The 22,668-nt window shown below is 68.8% G+C and carries 26 protein-coding genes, 1 tRNA gene and 1 pseudogene; 14 read left to right on the top strand and 14 right to left on the bottom strand.

What is annotated here, in order from left to right:
- The first annotated feature begins 202 nt into the window (after nucleotides 1-202).
- Together ACYDAT_RS09445 and ACYDAT_RS09440 are read left to right on the top strand one after the other, a co-directional pair.
- Nucleotides 203-961: a Crp/Fnr family transcriptional regulator gene (locus ACYDAT_RS09445; protein WP_461442067.1), complete on the top strand. Its 759-nt coding sequence runs from the start codon at nucleotides 203-205 to the stop codon at nucleotides 959-961.
- Between the two features lie 2 nt (nucleotides 962-963).
- Nucleotides 964-2,217: a DUF4010 domain-containing protein gene (locus tag ACYDAT_RS09440; RefSeq protein ID WP_461442068.1), complete on the top strand. Its 1,254-nt coding sequence runs from the start codon at nucleotides 964-966 to the stop codon at nucleotides 2,215-2,217.
- Nucleotides 2,218-2,367: 150 nt separating this feature from the next.
- Here the strand turns inward: ACYDAT_RS09440 and ACYDAT_RS09435 are convergent.
- Nucleotides 2,368-2,443, bottom strand: a tRNA-Phe gene (locus tag ACYDAT_RS09435).
- A gap of 219 nt (nucleotides 2,444-2,662) precedes the next feature.
- Here ACYDAT_RS09435 and ACYDAT_RS09430 point away from each other — a divergent pair.
- Nucleotides 2,663-3,142, top strand: a complete 480-nt coding sequence (locus ACYDAT_RS09430; RefSeq protein WP_461449772.1) for a DUF6491 family protein — start codon at nucleotides 2,663-2,665, stop codon at nucleotides 3,140-3,142.
- Here ACYDAT_RS09430 and ACYDAT_RS09425 read toward each other — a convergent pair.
- The 4 genes and pseudogenes from ACYDAT_RS09425 to ftsY form a co-directional block, all read right to left on the bottom strand.
- Entirely contained in the window at nucleotides 3,112-3,396 is a 285-nt protein-coding gene (locus ACYDAT_RS09425) for an oxidative damage protection protein (RefSeq protein WP_461449770.1), read from the bottom strand. The genes ACYDAT_RS09430 and ACYDAT_RS09425 overlap by 31 nt on opposite strands.
- Entirely contained in the window at nucleotides 3,396-4,439 is a 1,044-nt protein-coding gene (gene mutY, locus ACYDAT_RS09420) for an A/G-specific adenine glycosylase (protein ID WP_461442075.1), read from the bottom strand. The genes ACYDAT_RS09425 and mutY overlap by 1 nt, the downstream gene beginning before the upstream one ends.
- Nucleotides 4,436-5,488: an AsmA family protein gene (locus ACYDAT_RS09415; protein WP_461449768.1), complete on the bottom strand. Its 1,053-nt coding sequence runs from the start codon at nucleotides 5,486-5,488 to the stop codon at nucleotides 4,436-4,438. The genes mutY and ACYDAT_RS09415 overlap by 4 nt, the downstream gene beginning before the upstream one ends.
- Before the next feature lie 9 nt (nucleotides 5,489-5,497).
- Nucleotides 5,498-6,436 (bottom strand): annotated as a pseudogene (gene ftsY / locus ACYDAT_RS09410) (signal recognition particle-docking protein FtsY); the annotation flags it as partial.
- 169 nt (nucleotides 6,437-6,605) lie between these two features.
- Here ftsY and rsmD point away from each other — a divergent pair.
- The 7 genes from rsmD (at nucleotide 6,606) to ACYDAT_RS09375 (ending at nucleotide 11,076) form a co-directional block, all read left to right on the top strand.
- Nucleotides 6,606-7,196, top strand: a complete 591-nt coding sequence (rsmD, locus tag ACYDAT_RS09405; RefSeq protein ID WP_461439733.1) for a 16S rRNA (guanine(966)-N(2))-methyltransferase RsmD — start codon at nucleotides 6,606-6,608, stop codon at nucleotides 7,194-7,196.
- Nucleotides 7,197-7,232: 36 nt separating this feature from the next.
- Nucleotides 7,233-7,763 (top strand): pantetheine-phosphate adenylyltransferase, encoded by a 531-nt coding sequence (gene coaD, locus ACYDAT_RS09400; RefSeq protein WP_461439732.1) that lies wholly within the window; start codon nucleotides 7,233-7,235, stop codon nucleotides 7,761-7,763.
- 27 nt (nucleotides 7,764-7,790) lie between these two features.
- Complete coding sequence (locus ACYDAT_RS09395) at nucleotides 7,791-8,285, top strand: hypothetical protein (RefSeq protein WP_461439731.1); 495 nt, start codon at nucleotides 7,791-7,793, stop codon at nucleotides 8,283-8,285.
- Between the two features lie 39 nt (nucleotides 8,286-8,324).
- Nucleotides 8,325-8,588: a YfhL family 4Fe-4S dicluster ferredoxin gene (locus ACYDAT_RS09390; RefSeq protein WP_297904375.1), complete on the top strand. Its 264-nt coding sequence runs from the start codon at nucleotides 8,325-8,327 to the stop codon at nucleotides 8,586-8,588.
- On the top strand, nucleotides 8,585-9,457 hold the full coding sequence (locus ACYDAT_RS09385; RefSeq protein ID WP_461449766.1) for an MBL fold metallo-hydrolase: 873 nt from the start codon (nucleotides 8,585-8,587) through the stop codon (nucleotides 9,455-9,457). Before ACYDAT_RS09390 ends, ACYDAT_RS09385 begins: the two co-directional genes overlap by 4 nt.
- Nucleotides 9,454-10,542: a TMEM43 family protein gene (locus tag ACYDAT_RS09380; RefSeq protein WP_461449764.1), complete on the top strand. Its 1,089-nt coding sequence runs from the start codon at nucleotides 9,454-9,456 to the stop codon at nucleotides 10,540-10,542. The genes ACYDAT_RS09385 and ACYDAT_RS09380 overlap by 4 nt, the downstream gene beginning before the upstream one ends.
- A gap of 126 nt (nucleotides 10,543-10,668) precedes the next feature.
- Entirely contained in the window at nucleotides 10,669-11,076 is a 408-nt protein-coding gene (locus tag ACYDAT_RS09375; RefSeq protein WP_461439728.1) for an MAPEG family protein, read from the top strand.
- A gap of 13 nt (nucleotides 11,077-11,089) precedes the next feature.
- Here the strand turns inward: ACYDAT_RS09375 and ACYDAT_RS09370 are convergent, their stop codons facing one another.
- Genes ACYDAT_RS09370 through ACYDAT_RS09360 form a run of 3 tightly spaced genes read right to left on the bottom strand, consistent with a single transcriptional unit; the run spans nucleotide 11,090 to nucleotide 13,142 of the window.
- Nucleotides 11,090-11,647 carry an NUDIX hydrolase gene (locus tag ACYDAT_RS09370; RefSeq protein ID WP_461449762.1) on the bottom strand — a complete coding sequence of 186 codons (558 nt, stop codon included), beginning with the start codon at nucleotides 11,645-11,647 and terminating at the stop codon, nucleotides 11,090-11,092.
- Entirely contained in the window at nucleotides 11,644-12,561 is a 918-nt protein-coding gene (locus ACYDAT_RS09365; protein ID WP_461449760.1) for a 5'-3' exonuclease, read from the bottom strand. Before ACYDAT_RS09365 ends, ACYDAT_RS09370 begins: the two co-directional genes overlap by 4 nt.
- On the bottom strand, nucleotides 12,549-13,142 hold the full coding sequence (locus tag ACYDAT_RS09360; protein WP_461449758.1) for a nitroreductase family protein: 594 nt from the start codon (nucleotides 13,140-13,142) through the stop codon (nucleotides 12,549-12,551). The genes ACYDAT_RS09365 and ACYDAT_RS09360 overlap by 13 nt, the downstream gene beginning before the upstream one ends.
- 109 nt (nucleotides 13,143-13,251) lie before the next feature.
- Between ACYDAT_RS09360 and ACYDAT_RS09355 the strand changes: the two genes are divergently transcribed.
- Nucleotides 13,252-14,355, top strand: a complete 1,104-nt coding sequence (locus ACYDAT_RS09355) for an NAD(P) transhydrogenase subunit alpha (RefSeq protein WP_461439724.1) — start codon at nucleotides 13,252-13,254, stop codon at nucleotides 14,353-14,355.
- Nucleotides 14,356-14,409: 54 nt separating this feature from the next.
- Here the strand turns inward: ACYDAT_RS09355 and ACYDAT_RS09350 are convergent, their stop codons facing one another.
- From ACYDAT_RS09350 to ACYDAT_RS09340, 3 genes are read right to left on the bottom strand one after another with little or no spacing between them, the layout of a single operon-like run.
- On the bottom strand, nucleotides 14,410-14,919 hold the full coding sequence (locus ACYDAT_RS09350) for a DUF3106 domain-containing protein (protein ID WP_461442080.1): 510 nt from the start codon (nucleotides 14,917-14,919) through the stop codon (nucleotides 14,410-14,412).
- A complete protein-coding gene (locus tag ACYDAT_RS09345; RefSeq protein WP_461449756.1) occupies nucleotides 14,916-15,317 on the bottom strand; it encodes a DUF3619 family protein in 402 nt (133 codons plus the stop codon). Before ACYDAT_RS09345 ends, ACYDAT_RS09350 begins: the two co-directional genes overlap by 4 nt.
- The gene (locus tag ACYDAT_RS09340; protein ID WP_461439721.1) at nucleotides 15,314-15,901 is read right to left on the bottom strand and encodes an RNA polymerase sigma factor; all 588 of its coding nucleotides are present in this window, start codon (nucleotides 15,899-15,901) and stop codon (nucleotides 15,314-15,316) included. Before ACYDAT_RS09340 ends, ACYDAT_RS09345 begins: the two co-directional genes overlap by 4 nt.
- A gap of 138 nt (nucleotides 15,902-16,039) precedes the next feature.
- On the opposite strand from ACYDAT_RS09340, the gene ACYDAT_RS09335 reads away from it, so the two are divergent.
- Both ACYDAT_RS09335 and ACYDAT_RS09330 read left to right on the top strand, forming a co-directional pair.
- Nucleotides 16,040-16,333 (top strand): NAD(P) transhydrogenase subunit alpha part 2, encoded by a 294-nt coding sequence (locus ACYDAT_RS09335; protein ID WP_461439736.1) that lies wholly within the window; start codon nucleotides 16,040-16,042, stop codon nucleotides 16,331-16,333.
- Nucleotides 16,333-17,802 carry an NAD(P)(+) transhydrogenase (Re/Si-specific) subunit beta gene (locus ACYDAT_RS09330; RefSeq protein WP_461439720.1) on the top strand — a complete coding sequence of 490 codons (1,470 nt, stop codon included), beginning with the start codon at nucleotides 16,333-16,335 and terminating at the stop codon, nucleotides 17,800-17,802. The genes ACYDAT_RS09335 and ACYDAT_RS09330 overlap by 1 nt, the downstream gene beginning before the upstream one ends.
- Here ACYDAT_RS09330 and ACYDAT_RS09325 read toward each other — a convergent pair.
- Nucleotides 17,783-18,226 carry a hypothetical protein gene (locus ACYDAT_RS09325; protein WP_461449754.1) on the bottom strand — a complete coding sequence of 148 codons (444 nt, stop codon included), beginning with the start codon at nucleotides 18,224-18,226 and terminating at the stop codon, nucleotides 17,783-17,785. The genes ACYDAT_RS09330 and ACYDAT_RS09325 overlap by 20 nt on opposite strands.
- A gap of 258 nt (nucleotides 18,227-18,484) precedes the next feature.
- Complete coding sequence (gene thiS / locus ACYDAT_RS09320) at nucleotides 18,485-18,685, bottom strand: sulfur carrier protein ThiS (RefSeq protein ID WP_297900813.1); 201 nt, start codon at nucleotides 18,683-18,685, stop codon at nucleotides 18,485-18,487.
- A 47-nt stretch (nucleotides 18,686-18,732) separates the two neighbouring features.
- Between thiS and ACYDAT_RS09315 the strand changes: the two genes are divergently transcribed.
- Entirely contained in the window at nucleotides 18,733-20,271 is a 1,539-nt protein-coding gene (locus tag ACYDAT_RS09315; RefSeq protein ID WP_461449752.1) for a pilin, read from the top strand.
- Between the two features lie 73 nt (nucleotides 20,272-20,344).
- Here the strand turns inward: ACYDAT_RS09315 and ACYDAT_RS09310 are convergent, their stop codons facing one another.
- On the bottom strand, nucleotides 20,345-22,636 hold the full coding sequence (locus tag ACYDAT_RS09310) for a DUF6600 domain-containing protein (protein WP_461449750.1): 2,292 nt from the start codon (nucleotides 22,634-22,636) through the stop codon (nucleotides 20,345-20,347).
- Nucleotides 22,637-22,668 lie beyond the last annotated feature (32 nt).

Here is a 22,668-nt window from a genome sequence, read left to right as displayed (position 1 = left end):
GTGCAGTGGCAGGGCGCGCACCTGCGCATCACCGCGCGCGGACGCCTGCTCACGCGCCAGGTGGCGATGCTGTTCGATGCCTACCTCGACGCCGCGCGCAGCACGCGCTATTCACGCGCGATTTGACACAGCCCCGCGATTTGCGTGCCTGCGGGCGCTAGAATCGCGCACCTGAGTGCTGCAGCGATCGCGAAGGTGCGTCATGACCGCCAAGCCACAAATCTGCGTGCTGGACGTGCCGTGCAAGGCCAGTGTGACGTCGCGCGCCGAGGAAGTCTCCTGCGCGCGCTGCGCGCTGGTGCATGCCTGCGGCATGTCCGGCAACGGCAGCATGGCCTTTGCCGATGTGCACATGCTGGTCGAGGATATCGGGCCGTTTCGCAGCAACGATCACGTGTTCAAATCCGGCGAGTCGTTTCGCAACTTGTTCGCGGTGAAGTCCGGCATGATCAAGACCGTGCAGATCGACGCCGAGGGCCGTGCCCAGGTGCTGGGCTTTTATCTGCCCGGCGAAGTGGTGGGGCTGGAGGCGGTCGACCCCGGCGTGTATCCCTGCGATGGCGTGGCGCTGGAAAGCACGCGCTTGTGCAAGCTGCCTTTCGATGCCGTCAGCCACGTGGCGCAGCGCGAGCCCGAGGTGCAGCATCACCTGTTCCGCATGTTCAGCCGCGCCATCGCGCAGCATGAGGGACGCAGTTGGGATCTGGGCGCCGATCAACGCGTGGCGGCATTCTTGCTCGATCTGTCAGCGCGCTATGCGCTGCGCGGCCTGTCGCCGGAGCGTTTTCATCTGGCCATGCCGCGCAGCGACATCGCCAACTTTCTGCACCTCGCCGCGGAAACCGTCAGTCGCGTGCTGGCGCGCTTCCGCGAGCAGGGCATGGTCGACATCATCGGCCGCGAAGTGCACTTGCAGCAGCCTGCCGCGCTGCGCGCGCTGCTCAAGGACGACGACGCCTGAGCATGGCGCCGTCCGCCGAACTGGTGGGCTGGGCCGCGGCGATCGGTGCGGGGTTGCTGATCGGCATCGAGCGCGAACGCCGCAAGGGCAGCGGCGCGCAGCGTGCCCCCGCGGGCTTGCGCAGTTTCCTGATCGCGGCGCTGCTCGGCGCGCTGGCAATGCGCTTCAGCGCCGCGCTGCTGCCGGTGGCGGTGCTCTCCGTAGGCGCGCTGGTCACGGCGGCTTATGTGCGCTCGCGCAGCCGCGATCCCGGCCTCACCACCGAACTCGCGCTGCTGCTGACCGTGTTGCTGGGTGCGCTGGCGCTGCACGAGCCGGCGCTGGCCGCGGCCCTGGCGGTGCTGGTGACGGCGGCACTGGCGGCACGCGAAAGCCTGCATCGGTTGGTGCGCGAGCGGCTCACCACGGTCGAATTGCAGCACGGCGTGCTGCTGCTGGCCGCGGTGCTGATCGTGCTGCCGCTGCTGCCGGCGCAGCCGATTGCGTGGCTGGCCGGGCTCAACCTGCGCCGGCTGTGGCTGCTGGCGGTGCTGGTCATGGCGATCCAGACGCTGGGGCATTTCGGCCAGCGTCTGCTGGGACCGGGGCGTGGCTTGCTGCTGGCCGGGCTGTTGGGTGGGTTTGTCTCCAGCACCGCGACGATCGCGGCGATGGGGCAGCGTGCGCGCGCCGATGCGCGCAGCGCAGCGTTCGCGCTGGGCGCGGCGCTGTGGTCGAACGTGGCCACCATCGTGCAATTGGCGCTGCTGGTTGCGGTGCTGTCGCCGAGCCTGCTGCGCGTGCTGGCCCTGCCGCTGCTGGCCAGCGGGCTGGCGGCGCTGGCGGCGGGCGCGTGGTCGGCTTGGCGCATGCGCGGTGCGGCGCAGCACATGGCCGATGGCATGCTCGTGGCGCGTCCGTTCGATCCGCGCAGCGCACTATTGTTCGCGGCGGTGATGAGTCTGGCGCTGCTGCTGGCTGAGGGTTTGCGGTACTGGTTGGGCATCACTGGCGTGCTGCTGGCCGCGGGCTTGTCGGGGTTGGCCGATGCGCACGCCGCGGCGGCTTCAGCAGCGCAACTGCACGCGGGCGGCGCGCTGGCCATGATGCCGGCGCAACTGGCAGTGCTGTGCGGCCTGAGCAGCAATATGCTCAGCAAGTCGCTGGCGGCGGGACTGGCTGGCGGGCTGCGCTTCGGCATGGGCGTGGCCGCGAGCCTGGCGCTGATGTTGCTGGCGCTGTGGGCGGCGTGGCTGCTGCCGTTCGCGACGCCTTGAGGTTGGGCGCGACACGGCGCCGCGTCGCAAGCCGTGCGACGGAACCGCGCCACGCCACCGATCACCTGCGTGACGCGGCGAGCCGGATTGATGGCACGTTTACGTCACACGCAAGGCAACCGCAAACGTTGCGCATTGTGATTGATTCGATGGTGGCCAGGGACGGAATCGAACCGCCGACACGAGGATTTTCAGTCCTCTGCTCTACCAACTGAGCTACCTGGCCGAAACAACCGCAGCCTTGCGCCGCGGCCGCGTATTACAACGGCTAGCGGCACTTAGCGTCAAGCCCGTGCCCGAGCCCGAAGCTGTCGCGCGCGTCGCCATGAACGCGGTGCGAACGCGGTTGCGGCGCGCGCGGCGGGGCCTTGGCGCGGGGCTATGATCGTCGCGAAACCGCGGCAAACCGGTCGGGTCGGGCACGCGGCACGTGAAGGAGACTCCCATGCGCAGCAAAATCGTGTTGTCGGGCCTCATGGCGTCGGTGCTGGTGCTGTTCGCGGGCACGGCGTTGGCCGATACCGCCAAGGTGATGGCGGAAAACCTCGCCCGCTTCGAGCACTTCGCCGGCAAGCCGCAGGGTGCAGTCACCGTGTTCCAGTTGCAGGGCTGGCAGCCGCTGGGCGCTGACCACATCGCGATCTGGACCGGGGTCAACGACGTGTACCTGATCAAGGTCGCCAAGCCCTGCATCAACCTGAGCTGGAGCAACAGCGTCGGCATCAATCCGCACATGAATCAGTTGCAGGCGCGCTTTGATTCGATCCACGTGCGCGGCATGCCGTGCCAGATCGAGACCATCCAGAAGGTCGATTACCGCGCGCTGCGCAAGTCCGAGGGCGCGCAGGGCAAGGTGCTGGTTCCCAAGCCGATGACGACCGCGGCGACTGACGCTCAGCCGGTGCCGGCATCCTCGGGCGGCTGATAGCCGGGCGGCGGCGCCGCGCCGCCGCCGAACAGGAACTTTTCCATCTCCGCGGCCAGCGTCGCACGTGCCTTGGGGTCGAGTGGGCTGAGGCGGTTTTCGTTGATCAGCATGGTCTGCTGCTGCTGCCACTTGCTCCACGCCTCGCGCGAGATTTCGGCGTAAATGCGCTGGCCGAGCGCGCCGGGCCAGGGCGCGTAGGGCAGACCCTCGGCTTCGCGCTGGAGGTACTGGCAGAACACGATGCGTGTCATCAGGGCAACTCCGGAAGTTGGTTGAGCAGGCGCCGCACCGGCGCCGGCAACGCCAGCGTGGCAGCGACCTGCGGCGTGTACCAGCCCAGTGCAGGCTGGTCGCGGACCGCATCGCGCGCGTGCGCGCCGTCGAACAGCAACGGTTGTGCCTCGAGTTGAAAATGCGTGAAGCTGTGGCGCAGCAGCGGCAGCACGCGCGGCGCGGCGCGCAGTTGCGCGAGACTGGCGGCGTGCGCTTCGGGGGCATGCGCGGTTTCGGGCAGGCTCCACAGGCGCGGCCAGATGCCGTCGCCATCGCGTTGCACGAGCAGGATGCGACCCTGCGCGTCGCGCAGCAGCAGCCAGTGGAGGCGCCGCCGCGGCAGCGTGCGGCGCGGGCGCGGCGTGGGCAGGCTGGCGCTCAGTCCCTGCGCGTGCGCGGCGCAGGACGCGCGCAGCGGGCAGCGTGGGCAGTCGGGTTGCTGCGGCGTGCACAGCATGGCACCGAGATCCATGATCGCCTGCGCGTAATCGCCGGCGCGCTGTTGCGGCGTGTGCGCGGCGGCGCGCCGCCAGAGTTCGCGCGTGACCGCCGATTGTCCGGGCCAGCCGTTGATGGCGTGGTAGCGCGCCAGCACGCGCTTGACGTTGCCATCGAGGATGGCGAATGGCAGATCCCATGCCTGCGCGAGGATCGCCCCGGCGGTGGAACGGCCGATGCCGGGCAACGCCGCGAGCGCGTCGAAATCGCGCGGCAAATCGCCTGCGTGTTGCGTCATGCACAGCCGCGCGGCGGCATGCAAATGGCGCGCGCGACGGTAATAACCCAGGCCTGACCACAGCGCCAGCACGGCATCTTCGCTGGCCGCGGCCAGCGCGGGTAGATCGGGCAGCGCGCCGAGAAAACGCGCGTAGTACGGGATGACCGTGGCCACCTGGGTCTGCTGCAGCATGACCTCCGCCAGCCAGACGCGATACGCGCTGCGCGGCGCCTGTTGCCAGGGCAGATCGTGGCGGCCGTGGCGCGCGTGCCAGTGCAGCAGCGACGGTGCCAGCGCACTCATCGCTTGACCGGCACCGTGGATTTTTTCGGTGCGCTGCTGCTGGTGGCTGGCGCCGCGCTGGCATCGACATGCACGCTGAGACCCTCGATATGCACGCCGGCGGCGTCGAGTTGCGCCACGCTGGCGCTGGCGGCCAGCGGCGGCGGTGTCAGCGGCGGCAGATCGCGCCCTGTGGCCAGCACGTCGTGCCACCACGCCAGCAACGCGGCGGGGTCGAAGCTGGCCTGCAGTTGCTGGCCCGGGCGCGTGGCGGCGAGGTTCATGCGTGCCTTGCCAGAGGTATTGGCAAAGCCCAGTCGCAACTGCACCGCGGGCTTGCCGGCGCTGCCCAGCAACGCCAGTTGCACGCGGCTGCCGCCCAACCAGCGCGCCAGTCCGGCGAGGGCGAAATCGCCATAACCGGGCAGCGTGCCACTGAGCTTGAGCGGATCCAGCGCCACCACGCTGGCGCTGCTGCGCGGCGTGCCTTGCAACTGCAATTGCAGGATCTGCGCCTGCGCGTTGCGCGCGCTCAGCGTGAGCACGAACGGGCGCCCCGGTTCGAGCTGGCCGGCACTCACGTTGATGGCGCTGAACAAAGTGTGGCCGCCGCTGCTCAGCGTGCCGTCAATGAGCTTGATGCCAGTGCGAACGTGCGGCAGCCACGGCGCCTTGCCGGTGGGCAGCGTGGCGATATACGCATCAAGCTCATCGAGGTCGATCTGCGCGCCGTCAAGTTCCAGGCGCGTGATCACCGGCACGCCGCCGAGCAGCGCGCGCCACGGCACGAAGATCTTGCCGCGGCTGGCGCTGAGCATCGGCGTGGTGTGCGTGGGCACACTCAGGCTCAGGCCTTGCAGCACCAGACCGGGGCTGGGGAACAGTTCGGGGCTGGCCGGTTGCGCCAGCTTCAGGCGCAACCCGGCTGTGCTGGCGGCACTTTCCAGCAACTGCGTGAAACGCTGCGGTTGCAACAACAGATGCACCGCCAGCAGGGCGCCCAGCAGCAGCAGCAGCAGCACGCCGCCGAAGCTCAGCAGCAGGATACGCGTGCGGCGGCGCAGGTTCATCGCGGCGACTCAGGCCGGAGCCTGCAGGCGCTCGGGCAGCAGGCCGTCGACGAAAGCGGCGGCATCGAACACGTCGAGATCGTCGAGACGCTCACCCAGTCCGACATAGCGGATCGGCAACCCGAACTCACGCGCCAGTGCGAACACCACGCCGCCCTTGGCGCTGCCGTCGAGTTTGGTCACCACCAGACCGGTGACGCCGGCGCTGTCGCGGAACTGGCGCACCTGATTGATCGCGTTCTGGCCGGTGGTGCCGTCGATCACCATCAGCACCTCGTGCGGCGCGTCGCCGTCGAGCTTGCCCAGCACGCGGCGGATCTTGGCCAGCTCGTCCATCAGCCCACCCTGCGTGTGCAGGCGCCCGGCGGTGTCGGCGACCAGTACCTCGGTGTCGCGCGCGCGCGCGGCCTGCAGCGCATCGAAGATCACGCTGGCCGAATCGGAACCCTGCGCCTGCGCGAGCACCGGCACCTGATTGCGCTCGCCCCAGGTCTTGAGCTGCTCGACGGCGGCGGCGCGGAAGGTATCGCCCGCGGCCAGCATCACGCTGCGACCCTCGCGCCGATAGCGCTGCGCCAGCTTGCCGATGGTGGTGGTCTTGCCGGCGCCGTTGACGCCGACCATCAGCACGACGAAAGGCCGCGCGCCGGCGATGACCAGCGGCTGCGCGACCGGCCGCAGCAGCGCCAGCAGCATCGCGCGCAGCGCGGTCAGCAGCGCATCGGCATCGACGAATTCGCGCGCGCGCATGCGCTTGCGCAAGTCCTCGATCAGCGTGGCGGTGGCAGCGATGCCGACATCGGCACCCAGCAGCAAGGTTTCCAGCTCATCGAGCAGATCGTCGTCCAGCCGCGGATGGCGGCTGAACACGCCAGCCATGCCGCGCGTCAGCGCGCTGCCGGCCAGACGTTCGCGCCAACTGCGCGCGGGCGGCGCGGGCGCGGTTTCCATGGTTTCGGCTGCGGCTGCGGCGGCAACCGGCGCCGGGCCTTGCTTGCGGAACAGCTTGATCATGCAGGCGGCAATGCGGCGAGAATGCACGCATGCTAACACCGCGAAATACAGCGCTTGCTGAGCGCGCGCGTGCCTTGCAACCCGTTCTGGCCTGGGTGCGCGCATGAGCCGCGTGCGCTCTGCCAGTGCGCGCGTGGTGCCACCCGGGCGCGTGCGCATCATCGCCGGCAGCCTGCGTGGCTCGCGTCTGGCGGTGCCCGATCTGCCCGGGCTGCGGCCCACGCCCGACCGCGTGCGCGAAACCCTGTTCAACTGGTTGCAGCCACTGTTGCCGGGCGCGCGCTGTCTGGATTTGTACGCCGGCAGCGGCGCGCTGGGCATCGAGGCGCTGTCGCGCGGCGCGCAGTCGGTGTGCATGATCGAGCGCGAGCCGACGCTGGTCGCTGCGCTGCGCGCCAATCTCGATCGCCTCGGACAACACGCCGGCACGGTGGTCCAGGCGGCGGCGCTGGATTACCTGGCGCGCGCGCCGCAACCCTTCGATATGGTGTTTCTCGATCCGCCCTATGCCGCGGATGCATGGTCGGCGGCGGCCGTGGCGCTGCAGCCATGGCTGGCGCCGCAGGCGCGGGTGTATGTCGAGCATCCCGCTGCCGCGCCGGCACCGCTGTTGCCGGCGCACTGGCAGGCGTTGCACAGCGCGCGCGCCGGCGCGGTGGGCTACGCGCTGTATCGCGTCGATACGCTGGGCTAGCTGCTAAAGTAACTGCGATCTGAACCGGATGCAGCCATGACCGAGACCACGGACGCGCATGCCCAGCACCGCATCGCGGTTTATCCCGGTACGTTTGACCCGATCACCAACGGCCACGCCGATCTGGTGGCGCGTGCGTCACCGCTGTTCGAGCGCGTGATCGTGGCGATCGCGGAAAGCCCGAGCAAATCGCCGGGCTTCAGCCTCGACGATCGCATCGCGCTGGCGCGTCTGGCGCTGGCCGGTTTGCGCAACGTCGAGGTGCGCGGCTTCGATGGCCTGCTGGCGGATTTCGTGCGCGAGATCGGCGCCGGGGTGATCCTGCGTGGACTGCGCGCGGTGTCGGATTTCGAGTACGAGTTCCAGCTCGCCAGCATGAACCGCTATCTGATTCCGGAGGCGGAAACGCTGTTCCTGACCCCGGCCGAGCAGTACAGCTTCATTTCGTCATCGTTGGTGCGCGAGATCGCGCGTCTCGGCGGCGATGTATCCAGTTTCGTCCACCCGGCCGTGCAACAGGCCCTGCGGCAACGCTGGCGCCTGCGCCGTCCGGCCGCATCACACTAGCTAGAAAGCACTGAGAGGAGAACGCACATGCGCAAGATCCTGATGGTCGCGGCCCTGGGCCTCGGCGTGGCCCTGTCCCTGGGCGGATGCCACAAGAAGGAAGCAGCCACCACGCAGCAGGTGGCCACCGTGCAGCGCCCCACCAGCCCCACCGACATCCAGGGCTGGCAGGCATACCTGAGCCAAGTCGTGCAGAACAACATGCAGGGCGTCAGCGCCAGCAGCCCCTACGTGTACTTCGTGCCCGCGGGCAAGGACGCCATGGATGTAGCCGAGCGCCAGCGCCAGCTCGAACAGGTGCAGGGCGTGGTGGCGCGCACCGTGTTGCCGGGCAACATGCTGGCCTTCGGTGGCCCGGATTCGGCATTGACCGCCAAGATGATCGAGGACTCCTTCAAGGGCGCGGTGGCGGGATCGTTCAAGGGCGTGACCGTGCTGTTCATCGGCGACAAGGCTGACGATGCCGCCGTGCGGAAAGCGGTGGCGCCGACCAGCGCGACCTACAAATTCGTGCAAATGTAAGGACTTTCGCGGCGGGCCTCGCGCCCGCCGCTGATCGCCATGGCATTGAAGATCACCGACGCTTGCGTCAACTGCGATGTGTGCGAGCCGGTCTGCCCCAACCGCGCGATCAGCATGGGTCCGGAGTTTTATCTGATCGATCCTGCATTGTGCACCGAATGCGTCGGCCATCACGACGAGCCGCAGTGCGTGGTGGTGTGCCCGGTCGAGTGCATCGAGCTGGATGCGCTGCACGCCGAATCGCACGCTGAACTGCAACGCAAATACCGCGCCCTGACGCAGGGCAAGGACGATGCCGCATGAAGTTGTGGTCACTGCCGGGCAACTCGCAGAAGCTCGATGGCGGCGCCATGTTCGGCAACGCGCCGCGCGCGCTGTGGTCGCAGTGGCTGGCGCCGGATGCCGAGAACCGCGTGCCGCTGGCCTGCCGCTGTCTGCTGGTGCAGGATCTCGATGGCCGCAATGTGTTGTTCGAAACCGGCATCGGCGCATTCTTCGAGCCGAAACTGCGCGAGCGTTACGGCGTGCAGGAAGAGCGCCACGTGCTGCTGGATGAACTCGCCGCGCACGGATTCTCCGAGCACGACATCGACGCGGTGGTGCTCTCGCATCTGCACTTCGACCACGCCGGCGGACTGCTGGCGGCGTGGATCGAGGGTGCCGCGCCACGCCTGCTGTTTCCGCGCGCGCGCTATCTGGTCGGCGCGGCGCACTGGCAGCGCGCGCTCCAGCCGCATCCGCGCGATCGTGCCTCGTTCATTCCCGAGCTGCCGGCGCTGCTGCAAGCCAGCGGGCGCCTGGAGCTGGTCCCCGGCACGCACTCGGAGTGGCTGGGTCCGCGCGTGCATTTTCATTTTTCCGATGGTCACACGCCGGGGCTGATGCTGGCCGAAATCCAGCCCGCGCCCGGCGCTGGCGGCGGCGTGCTGTTTTGCGCCGATCTGATTCCGGGCACGCCCTGGGTGCATGTGCCGATCACCATGGGCTATGACCGCTACCCCGAGCGTCTGATCGATGAAAAGCAGGTGCTGCTGGATGATGCGCTGGCGCGCGGCGTACGCCTGTTTTTCACCCACGACAGCACAACCGCCATGGCCGAGGTGGCGTGCGATGCGCGTGGACGCTACGCCGCGCACGCACCGCAGGCGACGCTGGCCGGCGCGGACTTGTGAAACCCGCCACGCGCCGCATTCGCAAGCAGTTGCAGCAGCGGCGCAAGGCCGCGCGCCCGGCGCGTGACTGGCGCGGCTCGCCGTGGCCGTGGCGTATCGGTGGCATGCTGCTGTTGCTGGCCGCATTGCTGCTGTCGTGGCGCGTGGAGTCGACCGCGCTGCGCTATGAGCAGGCCTTGCGCGGCATCGCGGGCGTGGGCACCAGCGTGGTCAATCTGGGCCGGCACGCGCTGCCGTCCAAGCGCCTGCAAGGCGATCTGGTGCGCGTGGTTGGCATGCCGCAGGTGATCGAGTCGCCGCGTGATCCGGATTTCAACCAGAGCGCCAATGCGCTGCGCCTGCGCCGCGACGTGGCCATGTTTCAGTGGCAGCAGGTCAACGTCGGCTATCCGATCTACGAGCTGGAGTGGGTGCATGGGCATGTCGATTCCAGCGCGTTCACGCGCCCCAGCGGACACGCCAATCCGCCACTGCCGATTCCTTCCGAGGATTTTCCCGCGCCGCGCGTGCGCCTGCATGGTTTCATCCTCGATGCCGCGCTGGTCGATCTGATCCCCGGTCACGATCCGCACCCGGTCAACGCCGCCGCGCTGCCCCCCAATCTGGCCGCGACGTTTCGCGACTACGAGGGCGACTTGTACAGCGGTGACCCGCAGCAGCCGCGCCTGGGCGATGTGCGCCTGCGCTGGAGCACGGTGCCGCCACAGGAAATCACCGTGCTGGCGCGCGTCGATGATGGACGCCTGACGCCCGCGCCCGATTCCGGCGTGCAACTGGGCGACCGCGGTCTGGGCGATCTGCTGCCGCAGTTGCCACCGCGGCCTTATGGCTTGTGGGTCGGGCGCGTCATCGGCTGGCTGCTGGCGGCGCTGGGCGTGGCGCTGCTGCTGCGCGCGTGGAAGCGCGGCATCGATCCCCTGCTGCCGCTGACGCTGGGCGCGGCGCTGATGCTGATGATTCCGGTGCTGCTGTGGGTGACGTTTGATCCGTGGCTGGGGCTGGGGCTGCTGGCCTTGCTGCTGATTGCGCTGAGCACTGCATGGTGGCGTTGGCGGCGACCGGCGCGCGCGACGCGCGAGACGTGAGACGAAAAAGCGTTAGAAGTGGGAAGTAGGTAGCCGCAAAGCGGATGCTGTTGCCACGATGATTTAATCTTTCCGAGTCCCGAGTCCCGAGTCCCGAGTCCCGAGTCCCGCACTAAGGAATCCCTCATGCCACTGATCACCGGTTTCTACGCCGCACTCGCCACCTTGCTGGTGCTGGTGCTGGCGGCGCGCATCGTGTGGTTGCGCAATGTGCGCAAGATCGGTCTGGGCGATGGCGGCGACCAGCAACTGGCGCGCGCCATCCGCGTGCATGCCAATGCCGTCGAATACCTGCCGCTGGCCTTGCTGCTGCTGCTGATTCTGGAACTGCAGCACACCGCTGCGCTGTGGTTGAACGTGTTCGGCATCAGTCTGATCGTGGCGCGCGTGCTGCATGCATTCGGGCTGTCGGGGTCATCCGGCTATTCGTTCGGGCGCGTTGTCGGCACGTTGCTGACCTGGCTGGCAATGCTCGCCATGCTGGGCGTGGCGCTGTGGCATTACCTTGCGTTGCAGGTCTTGCTGGCGCGCTGAACGCGGCGCGCGCTCAGCCGGCGCCGTGCTGCAGAAACCACAGCCCGGCGAACAGCTTGGGGTCGATCGAATAGCCGGCGGCGGCCTGCGCCAGCAGCCACGCGTGCGCGCCGCTGCGTGGCACCGCGTGCACACGGATGTTTTCGGTGGCATCGCCACCACCGGCGCCGACTCGGGTCAGGTCATGGGCGCGCACGAAGCTGATGATCTCGTTGCTCATGCCGGCCGAGGATGGACCGGCGTGCAGAAACTCGACGTGCGCGGGGCGCCAGCCGGTTTCTTCCTCCAGTTCGCGCGCGGCGGCCAGTAGCGCGCTCTCGTCGTGGGCGTCGGCCAGGTCACCGACCAGACCGGCCGGCATCTCGATGGTCCACTGCGCCACCGGCACGCGGAACTGCTCGACGAACAACACCTCGTCGCCGGGCGTGAGCGCGACGATCACCACCGCGCCGCTGGCGCGCGTGCGCTCAGCGTATTCCCAGTGGCCGCAGGCTTGCAGACGCAGCCAATTGCCGGTGTACAGCGTGGTGGCCACGGGCATGGCCGGTGGCGCGGACGGCGTGGTTTTCATGTCGGCAAGGGCTCCTCGATCAGGGCCATGGCGCGGCTGCGTGTGTGCGGGCCGAAGCGGTGCTGCTGCAGCAGTGCGTCCAGCGCGACGCCATCGCCGCGGCCGCGCGCAAGGCAATCATCGGGCAGTGGCGCGTCGCAGGCGATCGTGGCCAGGCGCTTGCATAGGCGCGCGGCGTCGGCGTGTTCGCGCAGGCGTTGCGCCAGCAGCCCGGCGCCGCGCAGCGTTTTGCTCGCGGCCAGCTCGGCGTTGCCGGCCAGCAGCGTGTCCAGATCGCCGAACTGCGTCAGCAGGCGTGCCGCGGTGCGCGCGCCGATGCCGGGCACGCCGGGGATGTTGTCCACGGCATCGCCGCACAGGCCCAGGTAATCGCTGATCTGCCGCGGCCACACGCCGAAGCGCTGGTGCACGCCGTCCGGCCCCCAGCGCGTTTCGCGCGCCCAGTCCCACTGCTCGTCGTGCGTGCCCAGCAGTTGGCCGAAGTCCTTGTCGGCGGAGACGATCACGCAGTCCAGATCCAGCGCGCGTGCCTGCACGACGGCGCTGCCGATCAGATCGTCGGCCTCGTAGCTGGCATGCGCATGCACGCTCAACCCCAGCGCCTGCGCGAACGCGCGGCAGGCGTCGAACTGGCGCAGCAATTCCGGCGGCGCCGGCGCGCGGTTGACCTTGTAGGCGGGATACAGCAGGTTGCGGAACGAGCTGCCGAGGGCGATATCGAAGCCCAGCATCAGCCGCGCCGGGCGTGCGTGCTGCAAAAAATCCAGCAGAAAGCGCACGAAGCCATGGGTGGCATTGGCCGGGTGGTCCTCGGCATCGCGGAACGCGTCCGCCGGGTACGCGTACCAGGCGCGGAACACGTACATGCTGGCATCGACCAGGTAGGCCTTGCCGCGCGCGTTCAATCCATCCACGTGCTGACCTTGTCGGCAAGTGTGGGCCGCGCGCGTTCGGCTGCTTCACCGCGGGCACTGCCGATGTGCACGAAGCCGATCACGTGCTCGTCGGACGCCAGTCCCAGCAGCGCGGCGGCCTCTGCATCGTAGGCCGCCCAGCCGGTGAGCCACTGCGCGCCGTAGCCCAGCGCTTGCGCGCCCAGCAGCAGGTTGTGGGCGACGCAGCCGGCCGAGAGTAGTTGTTCCTGCGCAGGGATTTTCGGGTGCGCGGCGTCGATGCGCGCCACCACCACCAGTACCCAGGGCGCGTAGCTGTAGCGCGAACGCTCTTTCTCGCGCTTGTCATCGGGCAGCGCCGGATCGCGCGCCAGCGCCAGCGCCGCGAGGCGCTCGCCGAAGCGCAGCTTGGCCGCGCCATCGAGACTGATCAGGCGCCACGGCGCAAGCACGCCGTGGTCGGGCGCGCGCAGCGCTTGCTGCAGCAGCCACGCGCGCTGCGCGGTATCGGGGCCGGGGGTCGTGAGCAGGCGCGCGGGGATCGAGCGCCGCGCGCTCAAGAATTGCTGTGCGACCGGGTTGGTCTGGCGCGATGCGGACATGCGCCGCAGTCTAGCGACACAGGCGCCGGCGCGGCGAGCAACAGGCCGCGGCGGCGGTGCCGGCGCATCTGGCCTGCTAGCATTCGGCAACATTTCGGAGAGAGCCAGCATGCCGATCACCATCGCAGCCTTGCGCGAAACCGCCGCCGCCGAGCGGCGCGTGGCGATCACACCGGAAACCGCGAAAAAGTACGCCGCGCGCGGCCTGCGAGTGCTGCTCGAACGCGGCGCCGGCACCAGCGCGGGCTTTCCCGACGCAAGCTATGCCGGCGTCGAGTGGGGTGATGCCGATGGCGTGGCCGCGGCCGCCGATATTCTGCTGTGCGTGTTGCCGCCCAGCGCCGCGGCCATCGCCGCCATGCACAGCGACGCCATGCTGGTCGGCCAGTTGCGCCCCTACGGCGCCGCCCCGCGCCTGGCCGCGCTGGCGCAGCGCCACGTCACCGCGTTTGCCCTGGAGCGTCTGCCGCGCAGCACGCGCGCGCAGGCCATGGATACGCTGTCCTCGCAGGCGGCGGTGGCGGGTTATCGTGCCGCGCTGCTGGCGGCCGAGGCCGCGCCGCGGTTTTTTCCGATGCTGACCACGGCAGCCGGCACCATCCGTCCCAGCCGCGTGCTGGTGATCGGCGCCGGCGTCGCCGGTTTGCAGGCGCTGGCCACGGCGCGGCGTCTGGGCGCGCAGGTGGAAGGTTTCGATGTGCGCCCGGAAACACGCGAGCAGGTGCAGTCGCTGGGCGCCAAGTTTCTCGAGCTGGGCGTCAGCGCCAGCGGCAGCGGCGGTTACGCGCGCGAGCTTTCCGCCGAGGAGCGCGCGCGCCAGCAGCAGGCGCTGAGCGAGCATTTGCGCAACATCGACGCGTTGATCACCACGGCGGCGGTGCCCGGACGCGCGGCGCCGCGCATCGTCACCGCGGCGATGGTCGATGGCATGAAACCGGGAGCGATCATCGTCGATCTGGCCGCCGAGAGCGGCGGCAACTGCGAGCTGACGCGCCCTGGTGAGCGCGTCGAGCACGGCGGCGTCAGCATCCTCGGGCCGTTGAACATGGCGGCGGGGCACCCGCTGCACGCCAGCGAGATGATCGCGCGCAATTTCGCGCATTTCGTCGAGCTGCTGGTGAGCAAGGACGGCGCGCTGGCGCCCGATTTCAGCGACGAGCTGCTGGCGCAAAGCTGCGTGGTGCAGGGCGCGACGGTGAAGTTCGTCGAGTAATCGCGGAATCGTGCGTGGCCACGCGCAGCGGCCCGCGTCACTGTGCGCGTTGCTTCAACGTCGGCCGGGTCCGCCATGGCGTTCACCGCCCCCGCGCGGCGGCGGGACGTGTTCATGCAGCCATTGCGCGCGCTGCTCGGGACGCATCTGCTGCCAGCGCTGGCGCAACGCCTCGCGCTCGGCCGGGCTCATGCGCTGAAAGCGCGCATAGGCCTCACGCAGACGCTGGCGCTGTTCGGGACTCATCGCGCGCAGACGCTGCAGGTTTTCGCGCACGCGCGCGCGCTGCTCGGGGCTCATGTGTTGCCAGCGCTCGATGCGCTGGTCGATCCGTTGCTGGCGCAGTGGCGGCAGGCGCTGCCAATTCTGCTCGCGCTGCAGCAGTTGCTGGCGGCGCGCCGGTGACATGCGGTCCCAGTGCTCGCGGAACGGCGCCAGCAGGTGCTGCTGCTGCGCATTGAGTTGTCGCCACTCGGGCGCGGCTTGCTGCGCGGATGCAAGCGGCGGGGCCAAGCCGCCGGCCACGGCCAGCACAGCGGCAAACAGGCGGTTGCGTGGCTTCATTGCACGCTCGCCGCCGACGCCGGTTGCGGCTGGGTGGCCAGCCAGTCATAGAAATCGAGGTTTTGCGCCATGTCGACCTCGCTGCTGTTGGCGCTGACCAGCAACGCGCCCGTGCCGGCTGTCGTCGGCGCCGTGCTCGGCGTATGCAGCGGATGCCAGACCATGGCCAGCGCCAGCGCGGTGGCGGCCAGCGCTCCTGCGGGCACCAGCACCGGCAGCAGATTGCGCCGGCGCGGGGCGCCGAGCGCCGCAACGCGCGCGGCGCGCAGGCGACGCAGCGTGTCGCTGTCGATGTGTTCGCTGGCGCTGGCAAACAGCGCGTGCGCATGCGCGGCCAGATTGGCATCGGCATTGATCGGATGGTTCTTGTCAAAATCAGGGGTGGCGTTCGGTCTCATTTCCAGTCCTCCAGCTTGTGCCGCAGCGCCTCCATGGCGCGCGATAAATGGGTTTTCACGCTGCCGTCCGAGCAGCCCATGGCGCGTGCGGTGTCGGCCACGTCCAGTCCTTCCAGCACGCGCAGCATGAATGCCTCGCGCTGGCGCCGCGGCAGCGCGCGCACCGCGCGCGCGAGGTCCGCATACGCGGCGCGGCCGGCGATTTCGCGCGCCGGATCGGCCAGCGGATCGGCTGGCTCCCACACCGGGCCGTCCGCGCCGTCGTCGCCCACGCTGCCCAGCCAGCCGACCACGATGCTGCGCACCTTGCGCCGCCGCTGCAGATCGGTGATGCGCCGCCGCAGGATGCCCCAGAACAGCGGCGACCATTCCTGCGCCGGATGCTGCCGGTAGTGCTGATGCAGGCGCAGCATGGCGTCCTGCACCGCGTCGAGCGCGTCATCGACATTGCCCAAACCCATTTCGGCGACGCGGAAGGCGCGCCGCTGCACCTGCGCCAGAAACGCCTCCAGCGTGACCGGCAGCTCCGCCGCGCGCGCCGCGGCCAGACCTTCGGAGTGCTGCAGCACGACGGCGAGGTTCATGTCATCCATTCCCGGCTCCGGCGCGGAGCTGCTGCCGCGGCCCGCACCCGCATCGATACCGTTGACAACGCACCAGCTTCCCCGCGGTTGACCGGCCTGCGTATGATGCAGCGGATTGCAGTCGTCGGGGATCGTGGGATGGATGGCTTTCTCGTGCTGTACGTGTTCATGCTGGCGGCCTTTACCGGTTACGAGATCATCGCGCGCGTGCCGGTGATTTTGCACACGCCGCTGATGTCCGGCTCCAACTTCATTCATGGCATCGTGCTGGTGGGCGCGATGGTGGCGCTGGGCCGCGCGCATACGCCGCTGGAGCAGGCCATCGGCTTCATCGCCGTGCTGTTGGGCGCGGGCAACGCGGCTGGCGGCTATGTGGTGACCGAACGCATGCTGGAGATGTTCAAGTCGAGCAAGCGCGAGGAGAGCAAGTGATGGCCGGCGTCTGGCTCACGCATCTGATCAGCGCCAGTTATTTCATCGCGGCGCTGTTGTTCATTCTCGGCCTCAAGCGCATGAGTTCGCCGCGCACCGCGCGCGGCGGCATCCTGTGGGCGGGCGCCGGCATGTTGCTGGCGGTGCTGGTCACGTTCTTTTTGCCTGGCATGCACAACCTGGTACTGATCGGCCTGGCGCTGATCATCGGCGTGGTCGCCGCGTGGGTGTCGGGCAAGCGCGTGGCGATGACCAACATGCCGCAGATGGTGGCCTTGTACAACGGCATGGGCGGCGGCGCGGCGGCGGCGATCGGCGCCACCGAACTGCTGCGCTTCAGCGGCGGCAGTGAGGTGGTGCTGGCGGCGCTGCATTTCGGTGGTGCGCCGGTGCTGGCGATCAAGACCTTTCCCGCCGCGCCACCGCTGTCGCTACTGGTGCTGGCGGTGGTCGGTGCGCTGATCGGCGCGGTGTCGTTCTCCGGTTCGCTGATCGCCTTCGCCAAACTGCAAGGCTGGATGGACCGGCGTTTCGTGTTTCCCGGTCAGCAGGGCATCAACTTGCTGGCCTTGCTGGGCGCGGTGCTGGCCGGCGCGCTGTTGATCGCGGCGCCGCACATGGGCGGGTTGGCCGCGGTGGTGGTGTTTTTCGCGCTGGCGCTGGCCTTCGGCTTGCTGATGACCCTGCCCATCGGCGGCGCCGACATGCCGGTGGTGATCTCGCTGTACAACGCCTTCACCGGTCTGGCCGTGGCGTTCGAGGGTTACGTGCTGCACAACGAGCTGATGATCATCGCCGGCATGGTGGTGGGCGCGGCCGGTACCCTGCTCACGCAGTTGATGGCCAAGGCCATGAATCGCTCGATCGGCAACGTGCTGTTCGGCAGTTTCGGTGCGGGTGCGGTGGGAGCCGAGGCGCAGGCCATCGGCGGCGCGCAGAAACCCATCGAGGCCGGCGATGCCGCGGTGATGATGGCTTACGCCGAGCGCGTGGTGATCGTGCCCGGTTACGGCATGGCCGTGGCGCAGGCGCAACACAAGGTCTGGGAGTTCGCGCAGGCCCTGATCGCGCGCGGGGTGAAGGTGAAGTTCGCCATCCATCCGGTGGCCGGACGCATGCCCGGACACATGAACGTGCTGCTGGCCGAGGCCGGCGTGCCCTACGATCTGATCGCCGACATGGACGACATCAATCCCGAGTTCCCCGCCACCGACGTGGCGCTGGTGATCGGCGCCAATGACGTGGTCAATCCGGTGGCCAAGACCGACCCCGCCTCGCCGATCTACGGCATGCCGATTCTGGATGTGGCCAGCGCGAAGAACGTGATTGTCGTCAAGCGCGGGCGCGGCACCGGTTTCGCCGGCATCGAGAACGCGCTGTTCTACGCCGACAACGCGCGCATGCTCTACGGCGACGGCCAGGGCGTCGCGGCCAGACTGGTCAGCGAGATCAAGAGCCTCGACGACTGAACGGCCACGCGGCCAGTACCGCCAGCGCCGCGCCGAGCAGGATCCACAGCAGCAATGGCCCTGTCAGCGCCAGCCGTGCCAGCAGTGTCAGCAGGCCCACGCCGCTCTGGCGCAGCGCCGCGAGCAGCGGCAAGTCCAGCGTGGAGGCAACGCGCACCGCCGCCATCAGGATCTGCTGGTAGTACGCCGCCGCGAACGTGGCCACAACGGCCAGCGCTGCGCCGTAACGACGCGCCTGCGGCAGTGACGCGCGTGCCAGCAGGCCGGTGCCCAAGCCCAGCAGCGCTGCCGCCGGCGCCAGCGTGCGTTGGCTGAACATCGACACGAACGCCCACACCGCTGCGAGAGCGAGCGCGCCGAGCACCACGTTGAGCGTGCCAAAGGCCAAGTTCAGCCATGCCACCGACTTGCTGCCTTGTGCCATGCGCGTCTCCTCGACCAGCGGCGAGCATAGCAGTGGGGTGGTGAAGCGATAGCAGACGCGATGCCATTCATGGCATCGCGGCATTGCACCACCACGTGCCGTCCGGCAGATCGCAAGCGCCTGCCACGCGCTGTGCGCGTGGGCTCTTGCGGGCTCGCGCATCCTGCGCTCGCCGCGCAAGTCCGGCCCGAGGCTTCCCGCCTCGGGCGTTCGACGGCGCACGCGATGCCATTCAAGGCATCGCGTGGACGCGCCGTCTCACCCCCCTCCAATGGCGTGGACGATTTCGATCTGGTCGCCTGCAGCGAGCAGATGAGTGGCATGCTCGGAGCGCGGTACGATGCGACGATTGACCTCGACGGCGACGCGGCGTTGCGCGTAGCCGGCGGATTCGAGCAGTTGCGCGATGGTGCAGGGCGCGGCGCAATCGTGCGGTTGGCCGTTGAGGAGCAGGTTCATGGCGTTATTCTAGGTGGCACTGCGGGTGGGCCGCACAAGGGGGATCCATGGAGACGCAGTTTGCGGTCACGCTCACCGGGCGCGTGCATGCTGGTGTGGATGTCGATCAGGTCTGGGCGCGCGCGGCGGGCTTGCTGCGCAAGTCGCCCGAGGCCTTTCTCGCGGAAGTGCGGCGACGCATGCCGCTGAGCCTCAAGCCGGTGGATGAGGCGCAGGCGCGGCGTCAAGCCGCGGCGCTGGAACAAGCCGGCCTCGAAGTTGCGCTGCTGCCCGAGCAAGGCGAGCGTGTGTGGTTGCATCACGAGGATCGCGTGTGCGGGCCTTTGAGTGCGCGGTGGCTGGAGCAGGCGCTGGACGCCGGCAGCATTCCAGCGCAGGCCAAGGTACGCGCGCTGGCCCCGACCGCGCCGTGGATCGAAGCCAGCGACTGGCGCGCGGGCAAGGATCTGGATCTCGCGCTGGATCACGATACGCCCGTCGCGACGCAGATTGCCGCCGCCGTCGCGCCCGCCGCCCCCGCTGACTGGACGGCCGCCGTGGGCAGCGCGGTGCCAGGCACGATGCGCGCGGGCGCGCCAATCGCCGCGGCTCCGTCGCTCGACGCTGGCTTGTTGCCGACGCACTACGAACGCCGCGATTTGCATGGCGGTTTCTGGCTGCGCTTTGTCGCGGCGGTACTTGATTGGCTGATTCTGTATGCCGGCGGCATGTTCGTGGTCGGGTTCGTGAGCGCTGCAGCAGGCGCGCCGTTTATCCTGCTGGCGGGATGGGGTCCAGGCCTGGGCGGATACGCCGGCCTGCGTGTGCTGATTTTTTTCATCGACATGAGCGTTGCCTGGTTGTATGCGGCGCTGTTCCAGTGTTCCAGGCTGCAAGCCTCGCCTGGCATGCTGGCGCTGGGTTTGCGCGTGACCACGCTGGACGGCGAGCGCATCGGTTTCGGCCGCGCCACGGGGCGTTACTTCGCCACCATCTTGTCCGTGATCATTCTGTTTTTCGGCTACTTCATGATCGGCTGGACGCAGCGCAAGCAGGCGCTGCACGACATGATGGCCGGCACCCTGGTGGTGCGCAAACAAGGCTTGGCGCGCTATCGTGCGGACATCGCCAGTGGCGTCACCGGATCCGCGGGAATCCATCCGGCGGGCGGGCTTTCCGCTGGCGCCATCGTCGGCATCGTGTTCGCGGTGCTGTTCGCGGTGCTCGTGCCGATCGTTGCGATCCTGGCCGCGATCGCGATCCCGGCTTACCAGAATTACATCGTGCGCGCGCAAGTCTCGGAAGGCCTGGCCATGGCCGAAAGCGCCAAGACCGATGTGGCGCGGTTCTACGCGAACACCGCGCGCTATCCCGCCGACAACGCCAGCGCAGGACTGCCGTCGGCGGGAAGCATCAGGGGCAACTACGTGGCTGCCGTGGCGGTGCGCGACGGCAATATCCTGGTGCAATACGGCAACCGGGCGAACGCGCAGATCAGCGGCAGGATGCTGATGCTGGCGCCGCAGGCTGGGGACGGCTCGATCAGTTGGAGTTGTCAGGGGCTGGATCTGCCGCGGCGCTACCTGCCGAGCAGTTGCCGCGAATAGCATGCGGCAGTTGCCGAGTGATCGGTCACGCCGCGGCATGCCGCGGCGCGACCGTGTGCCCCCGTGTCGAGGCTCAGTTGCGCCCACCGCCAACGCGCGGCGGATGGGGCTCTCTCACGCGAACGCGCGGCGGTGGCATCGGCCTCGCTGCCTGCGGCGGCGCGCGGAACTGCTGTACCGGCTGCTGGTACTGCGGCATGCGCGGCTGCTGGTACTGCGGCATGCGCGGCGGCGGCGACATCCGCATGCCTTGAGCGTAGGCCGGTTCGCGCGGACGCGCGGCAGGGAAGCCTCCGCGCGGGGCATAGTACTGCGTGCGTGGCGCTGCGATCACCTGCGTGCCTTGAGCGTACGGCCCGCGTGGGCGCGCTTCGCGGAAGCCTCCGCGCGGGACCGGGACATAGGCATTCGCGCGTGGCGCCTGAGGATAGTTGTCGCGCGGCGCGTTGTAGCCTGAGCGTCCGCCCATCTGCGCGGGTGGCATGTTGCGGTTGCCTGGCATCACGCTGAAGCTGCCGCCCTGCGGACGACCCTGGATCACCTGCGCGCCGCTCTGGCGACGGATCATCGCGCGACCGTTGGGCGCAACCATCGGCGCCGGCTCGATGCGCGCAGGGCGCGGCAGGGTTGCGGGCTGCCAGCGATGCGGCACAAAGTCCGCTGACGGCATCACGCCCTGCCGCTGCCCGAGTGCGCGCGCCATGGGTACCGCGGCGGTCGGACCTCGCGCGCGCTCGATGCGCGGCACCTGCGACGAGGCGATGTTGCCGCGCCCCTGATGCACGCCAGGCTGCGCGTGCTGTCCGATCACGCGCACGTTGTCGGCGATGCGCACCGGTTGGACCGGAATCATCGGCCGCGCGCGATCACCACGCGCCAAGCGGTAACCGTCCGCGTGTTGTGGCAGGGCGTTCATGAACTGCCGCGGCGGACGGTGCGCCAACACATTGCGCGCGAAAATCGGGCGCGGCACGTTGGGCCTGAGCCCGTGATTGGGCGCCATCAGGCTGCCGCGCCCCGGTGCCGGCGGCGCGCCCAGCGCCAGCGGGCCGCGCAGGACCGTGCCGTGCGGTCGCGCCACCAGCATGTGCGGCCCGATCTGGTGCGCGCCAACGAACACGTCGTGCGGCACCATGGTCAGCGCGCGCGGCGAAATGCGGTGATCGCCGATCTGCGTGAAGTTCAGATGGCCTCGGCGACGGTAGATGTTGTACGTGTTGTTGATGTTGTTGATGGTGGTGCGGTTGACCACACGAATATTGGTCACGTTGACATCGCGGAAATAGCGCGGCCCGCAGCGATACCACGGCACGAACACCGCGCCCGGTTCCAGCGGATACCAGCCCACCGGTCCGCCGAGTCCGACGCCGACGTTCCAGCCGAAACCGCCGCCGAAACCGCCAACGAAAGCCACCAGCGCCGGTGCGTAAATCGGGCGCATCGCCATCGGCCCGGGCACCCAGCCCCAGCGATTGCCGACATAGGCCCAGCGCCCGTAGTGGAACGGCGCGAAGCCCCACGGCGCGTTATCGATCCAGGTCCAGCCCCACGGCGCGATCCACGCCCAGTGCCCGTAGCGATACGGCGCCCAGCCCATTGGCACCGCGGTCGGGAACCACATCGGACCGTAATTGATTTCGTTCTGCCAACTGCCGTAGCCGGCCAGATCCTGATAGCCGATCACCTCGCTGGAGACGTACTCACGCGAGTTGCTGTAATTGCGCTGATAGCGCGCATCGCGCGCGAAGCACCAGCGATCGAAGCTGTCCGGCGCGGGCACCGCGAACACCTCGACTTGCGTCAGACTGCTGTCGAGAAAGCGATACGAATTGCCCGCGCTGACATGGCGCTCGGCGCCGCCTTGTCCATATACCGTGGCTGCGCCGCTGAACACGGTGACCTGCGTGCCCTTGCCACCCGGCGCGATGTCGATGCGGTACTGCCCGCGTTGGCGCGCGACGAAAGCCAGCGTCGGCGTGTCGATCTCGTAATCCTGGCCCGAGTAAAGGTGGCGCACGTTGAGATTCAGCGTGCCCGAGGTCAGTTGCGCCTGCGCGGTTTGATTGCCCAGATGCAGAAAACCGAAGCCGCTGCCGCCGTCAAGGCGGATCTCGGTGCCGCCCAGCTCCAGCGATGCGCGGCTGCCTTCCGGTATCCACAGCTTGTCGCCGGTGCCCAGCGGGCGATTGATCGAGGCATTGCCCCAGTTCTGACTGCCCGCCGGCAGCAGGCTCGCGCTGCCATCGATAACCGCCAGGCGCGCCACGCGATCAGGCGGCGCGGCCTCGGCGGACTGCGCCTGTGCCACAGCCACGGCAGCCCACAATCCGCAGCCCGCTGCGGCCAGCACCAAAAGCTTGCGCATGCGCATGCCCATACCTGTTTCCTCTCTGCCGC

It is taken from the genome of Metallibacterium sp. (assembly GCF_054637675.1).
Note: the sequence above shows the minus strand (reverse complement) of the source record. Positions and strands in the feature narration are given on the sequence as shown.

Coding starts and splice junctions, on each gene's coding strand:
- ACYDAT_RS09445 (WP_461442067.1), top strand. CDS start 203: ATGACCGCCAAGCCACAAATCTGCGTGCTGGACGTGCCGTGCAAGGCC.
- ACYDAT_RS09440 (WP_461442068.1), top strand. CDS start 964: ATGGCGCCGTCCGCCGAACTGGTGGGCTGGGCCGCGGCGATCGGTGCG.
- ACYDAT_RS09430 (WP_461449772.1), top strand. CDS start 2,663: ATGCGCAGCAAAATCGTGTTGTCGGGCCTCATGGCGTCGGTGCTGGTG.
- ACYDAT_RS09425 (WP_461449770.1), bottom strand. CDS start 3,396: ATGACACGCATCGTGTTCTGCCAGTACCTCCAGCGCGAAGCCGAGGGT.
- mutY (WP_461442075.1), bottom strand. CDS start 4,439: ATGAGTGCGCTGGCACCGTCGCTGCTGCACTGGCACGCGCGCCACGGC.
- ACYDAT_RS09415 (WP_461449768.1), bottom strand. CDS start 5,488: ATGAACCTGCGCCGCCGCACGCGTATCCTGCTGCTGAGCTTCGGCGGC.
- rsmD (WP_461439733.1), top strand. CDS start 6,606: ATGAGCCGCGTGCGCTCTGCCAGTGCGCGCGTGGTGCCACCCGGGCGC.
- coaD (WP_461439732.1), top strand. CDS start 7,233: ATGACCGAGACCACGGACGCGCATGCCCAGCACCGCATCGCGGTTTAT.
- ACYDAT_RS09395 (WP_461439731.1), top strand. CDS start 7,791: ATGCGCAAGATCCTGATGGTCGCGGCCCTGGGCCTCGGCGTGGCCCTG.
- ACYDAT_RS09390 (WP_297904375.1), top strand. CDS start 8,325: ATGGCATTGAAGATCACCGACGCTTGCGTCAACTGCGATGTGTGCGAG.
- ACYDAT_RS09385 (WP_461449766.1), top strand. CDS start 8,585: ATGAAGTTGTGGTCACTGCCGGGCAACTCGCAGAAGCTCGATGGCGGC.
- ACYDAT_RS09375 (WP_461439728.1), top strand. CDS start 10,669: ATGCCACTGATCACCGGTTTCTACGCCGCACTCGCCACCTTGCTGGTG.
- ACYDAT_RS09370 (WP_461449762.1), bottom strand. CDS start 11,647: ATGAAAACCACGCCGTCCGCGCCACCGGCCATGCCCGTGGCCACCACG.
- ACYDAT_RS09360 (WP_461449758.1), bottom strand. CDS start 13,142: ATGTCCGCATCGCGCCAGACCAACCCGGTCGCACAGCAATTCTTGAGC.
- ACYDAT_RS09355 (WP_461439724.1), top strand. CDS start 13,252: ATGCCGATCACCATCGCAGCCTTGCGCGAAACCGCCGCCGCCGAGCGG.
- ACYDAT_RS09350 (WP_461442080.1), bottom strand. CDS start 14,919: ATGAAGCCACGCAACCGCCTGTTTGCCGCTGTGCTGGCCGTGGCCGGC.
- ACYDAT_RS09345 (WP_461449756.1), bottom strand. CDS start 15,317: ATGAGACCGAACGCCACCCCTGATTTTGACAAGAACCATCCGATCAAT.
- ACYDAT_RS09340 (WP_461439721.1), bottom strand. CDS start 15,901: ATGAACCTCGCCGTCGTGCTGCAGCACTCCGAAGGTCTGGCCGCGGCG.
- ACYDAT_RS09335 (WP_461439736.1), top strand. CDS start 16,040: ATGGATGGCTTTCTCGTGCTGTACGTGTTCATGCTGGCGGCCTTTACC.
- ACYDAT_RS09330 (WP_461439720.1), top strand. CDS start 16,333: ATGGCCGGCGTCTGGCTCACGCATCTGATCAGCGCCAGTTATTTCATC.
- ACYDAT_RS09325 (WP_461449754.1), bottom strand. CDS start 18,226: ATGGCACAAGGCAGCAAGTCGGTGGCATGGCTGAACTTGGCCTTTGGC.
- thiS (WP_297900813.1), bottom strand. CDS start 18,685: ATGAACCTGCTCCTCAACGGCCAACCGCACGATTGCGCCGCGCCCTGC.
- ACYDAT_RS09315 (WP_461449752.1), top strand. CDS start 18,733: ATGGAGACGCAGTTTGCGGTCACGCTCACCGGGCGCGTGCATGCTGGT.
- ACYDAT_RS09310 (WP_461449750.1), bottom strand. CDS start 22,636: ATGCGCAAGCTTTTGGTGCTGGCCGCAGCGGGCTGCGGATTGTGGGCT.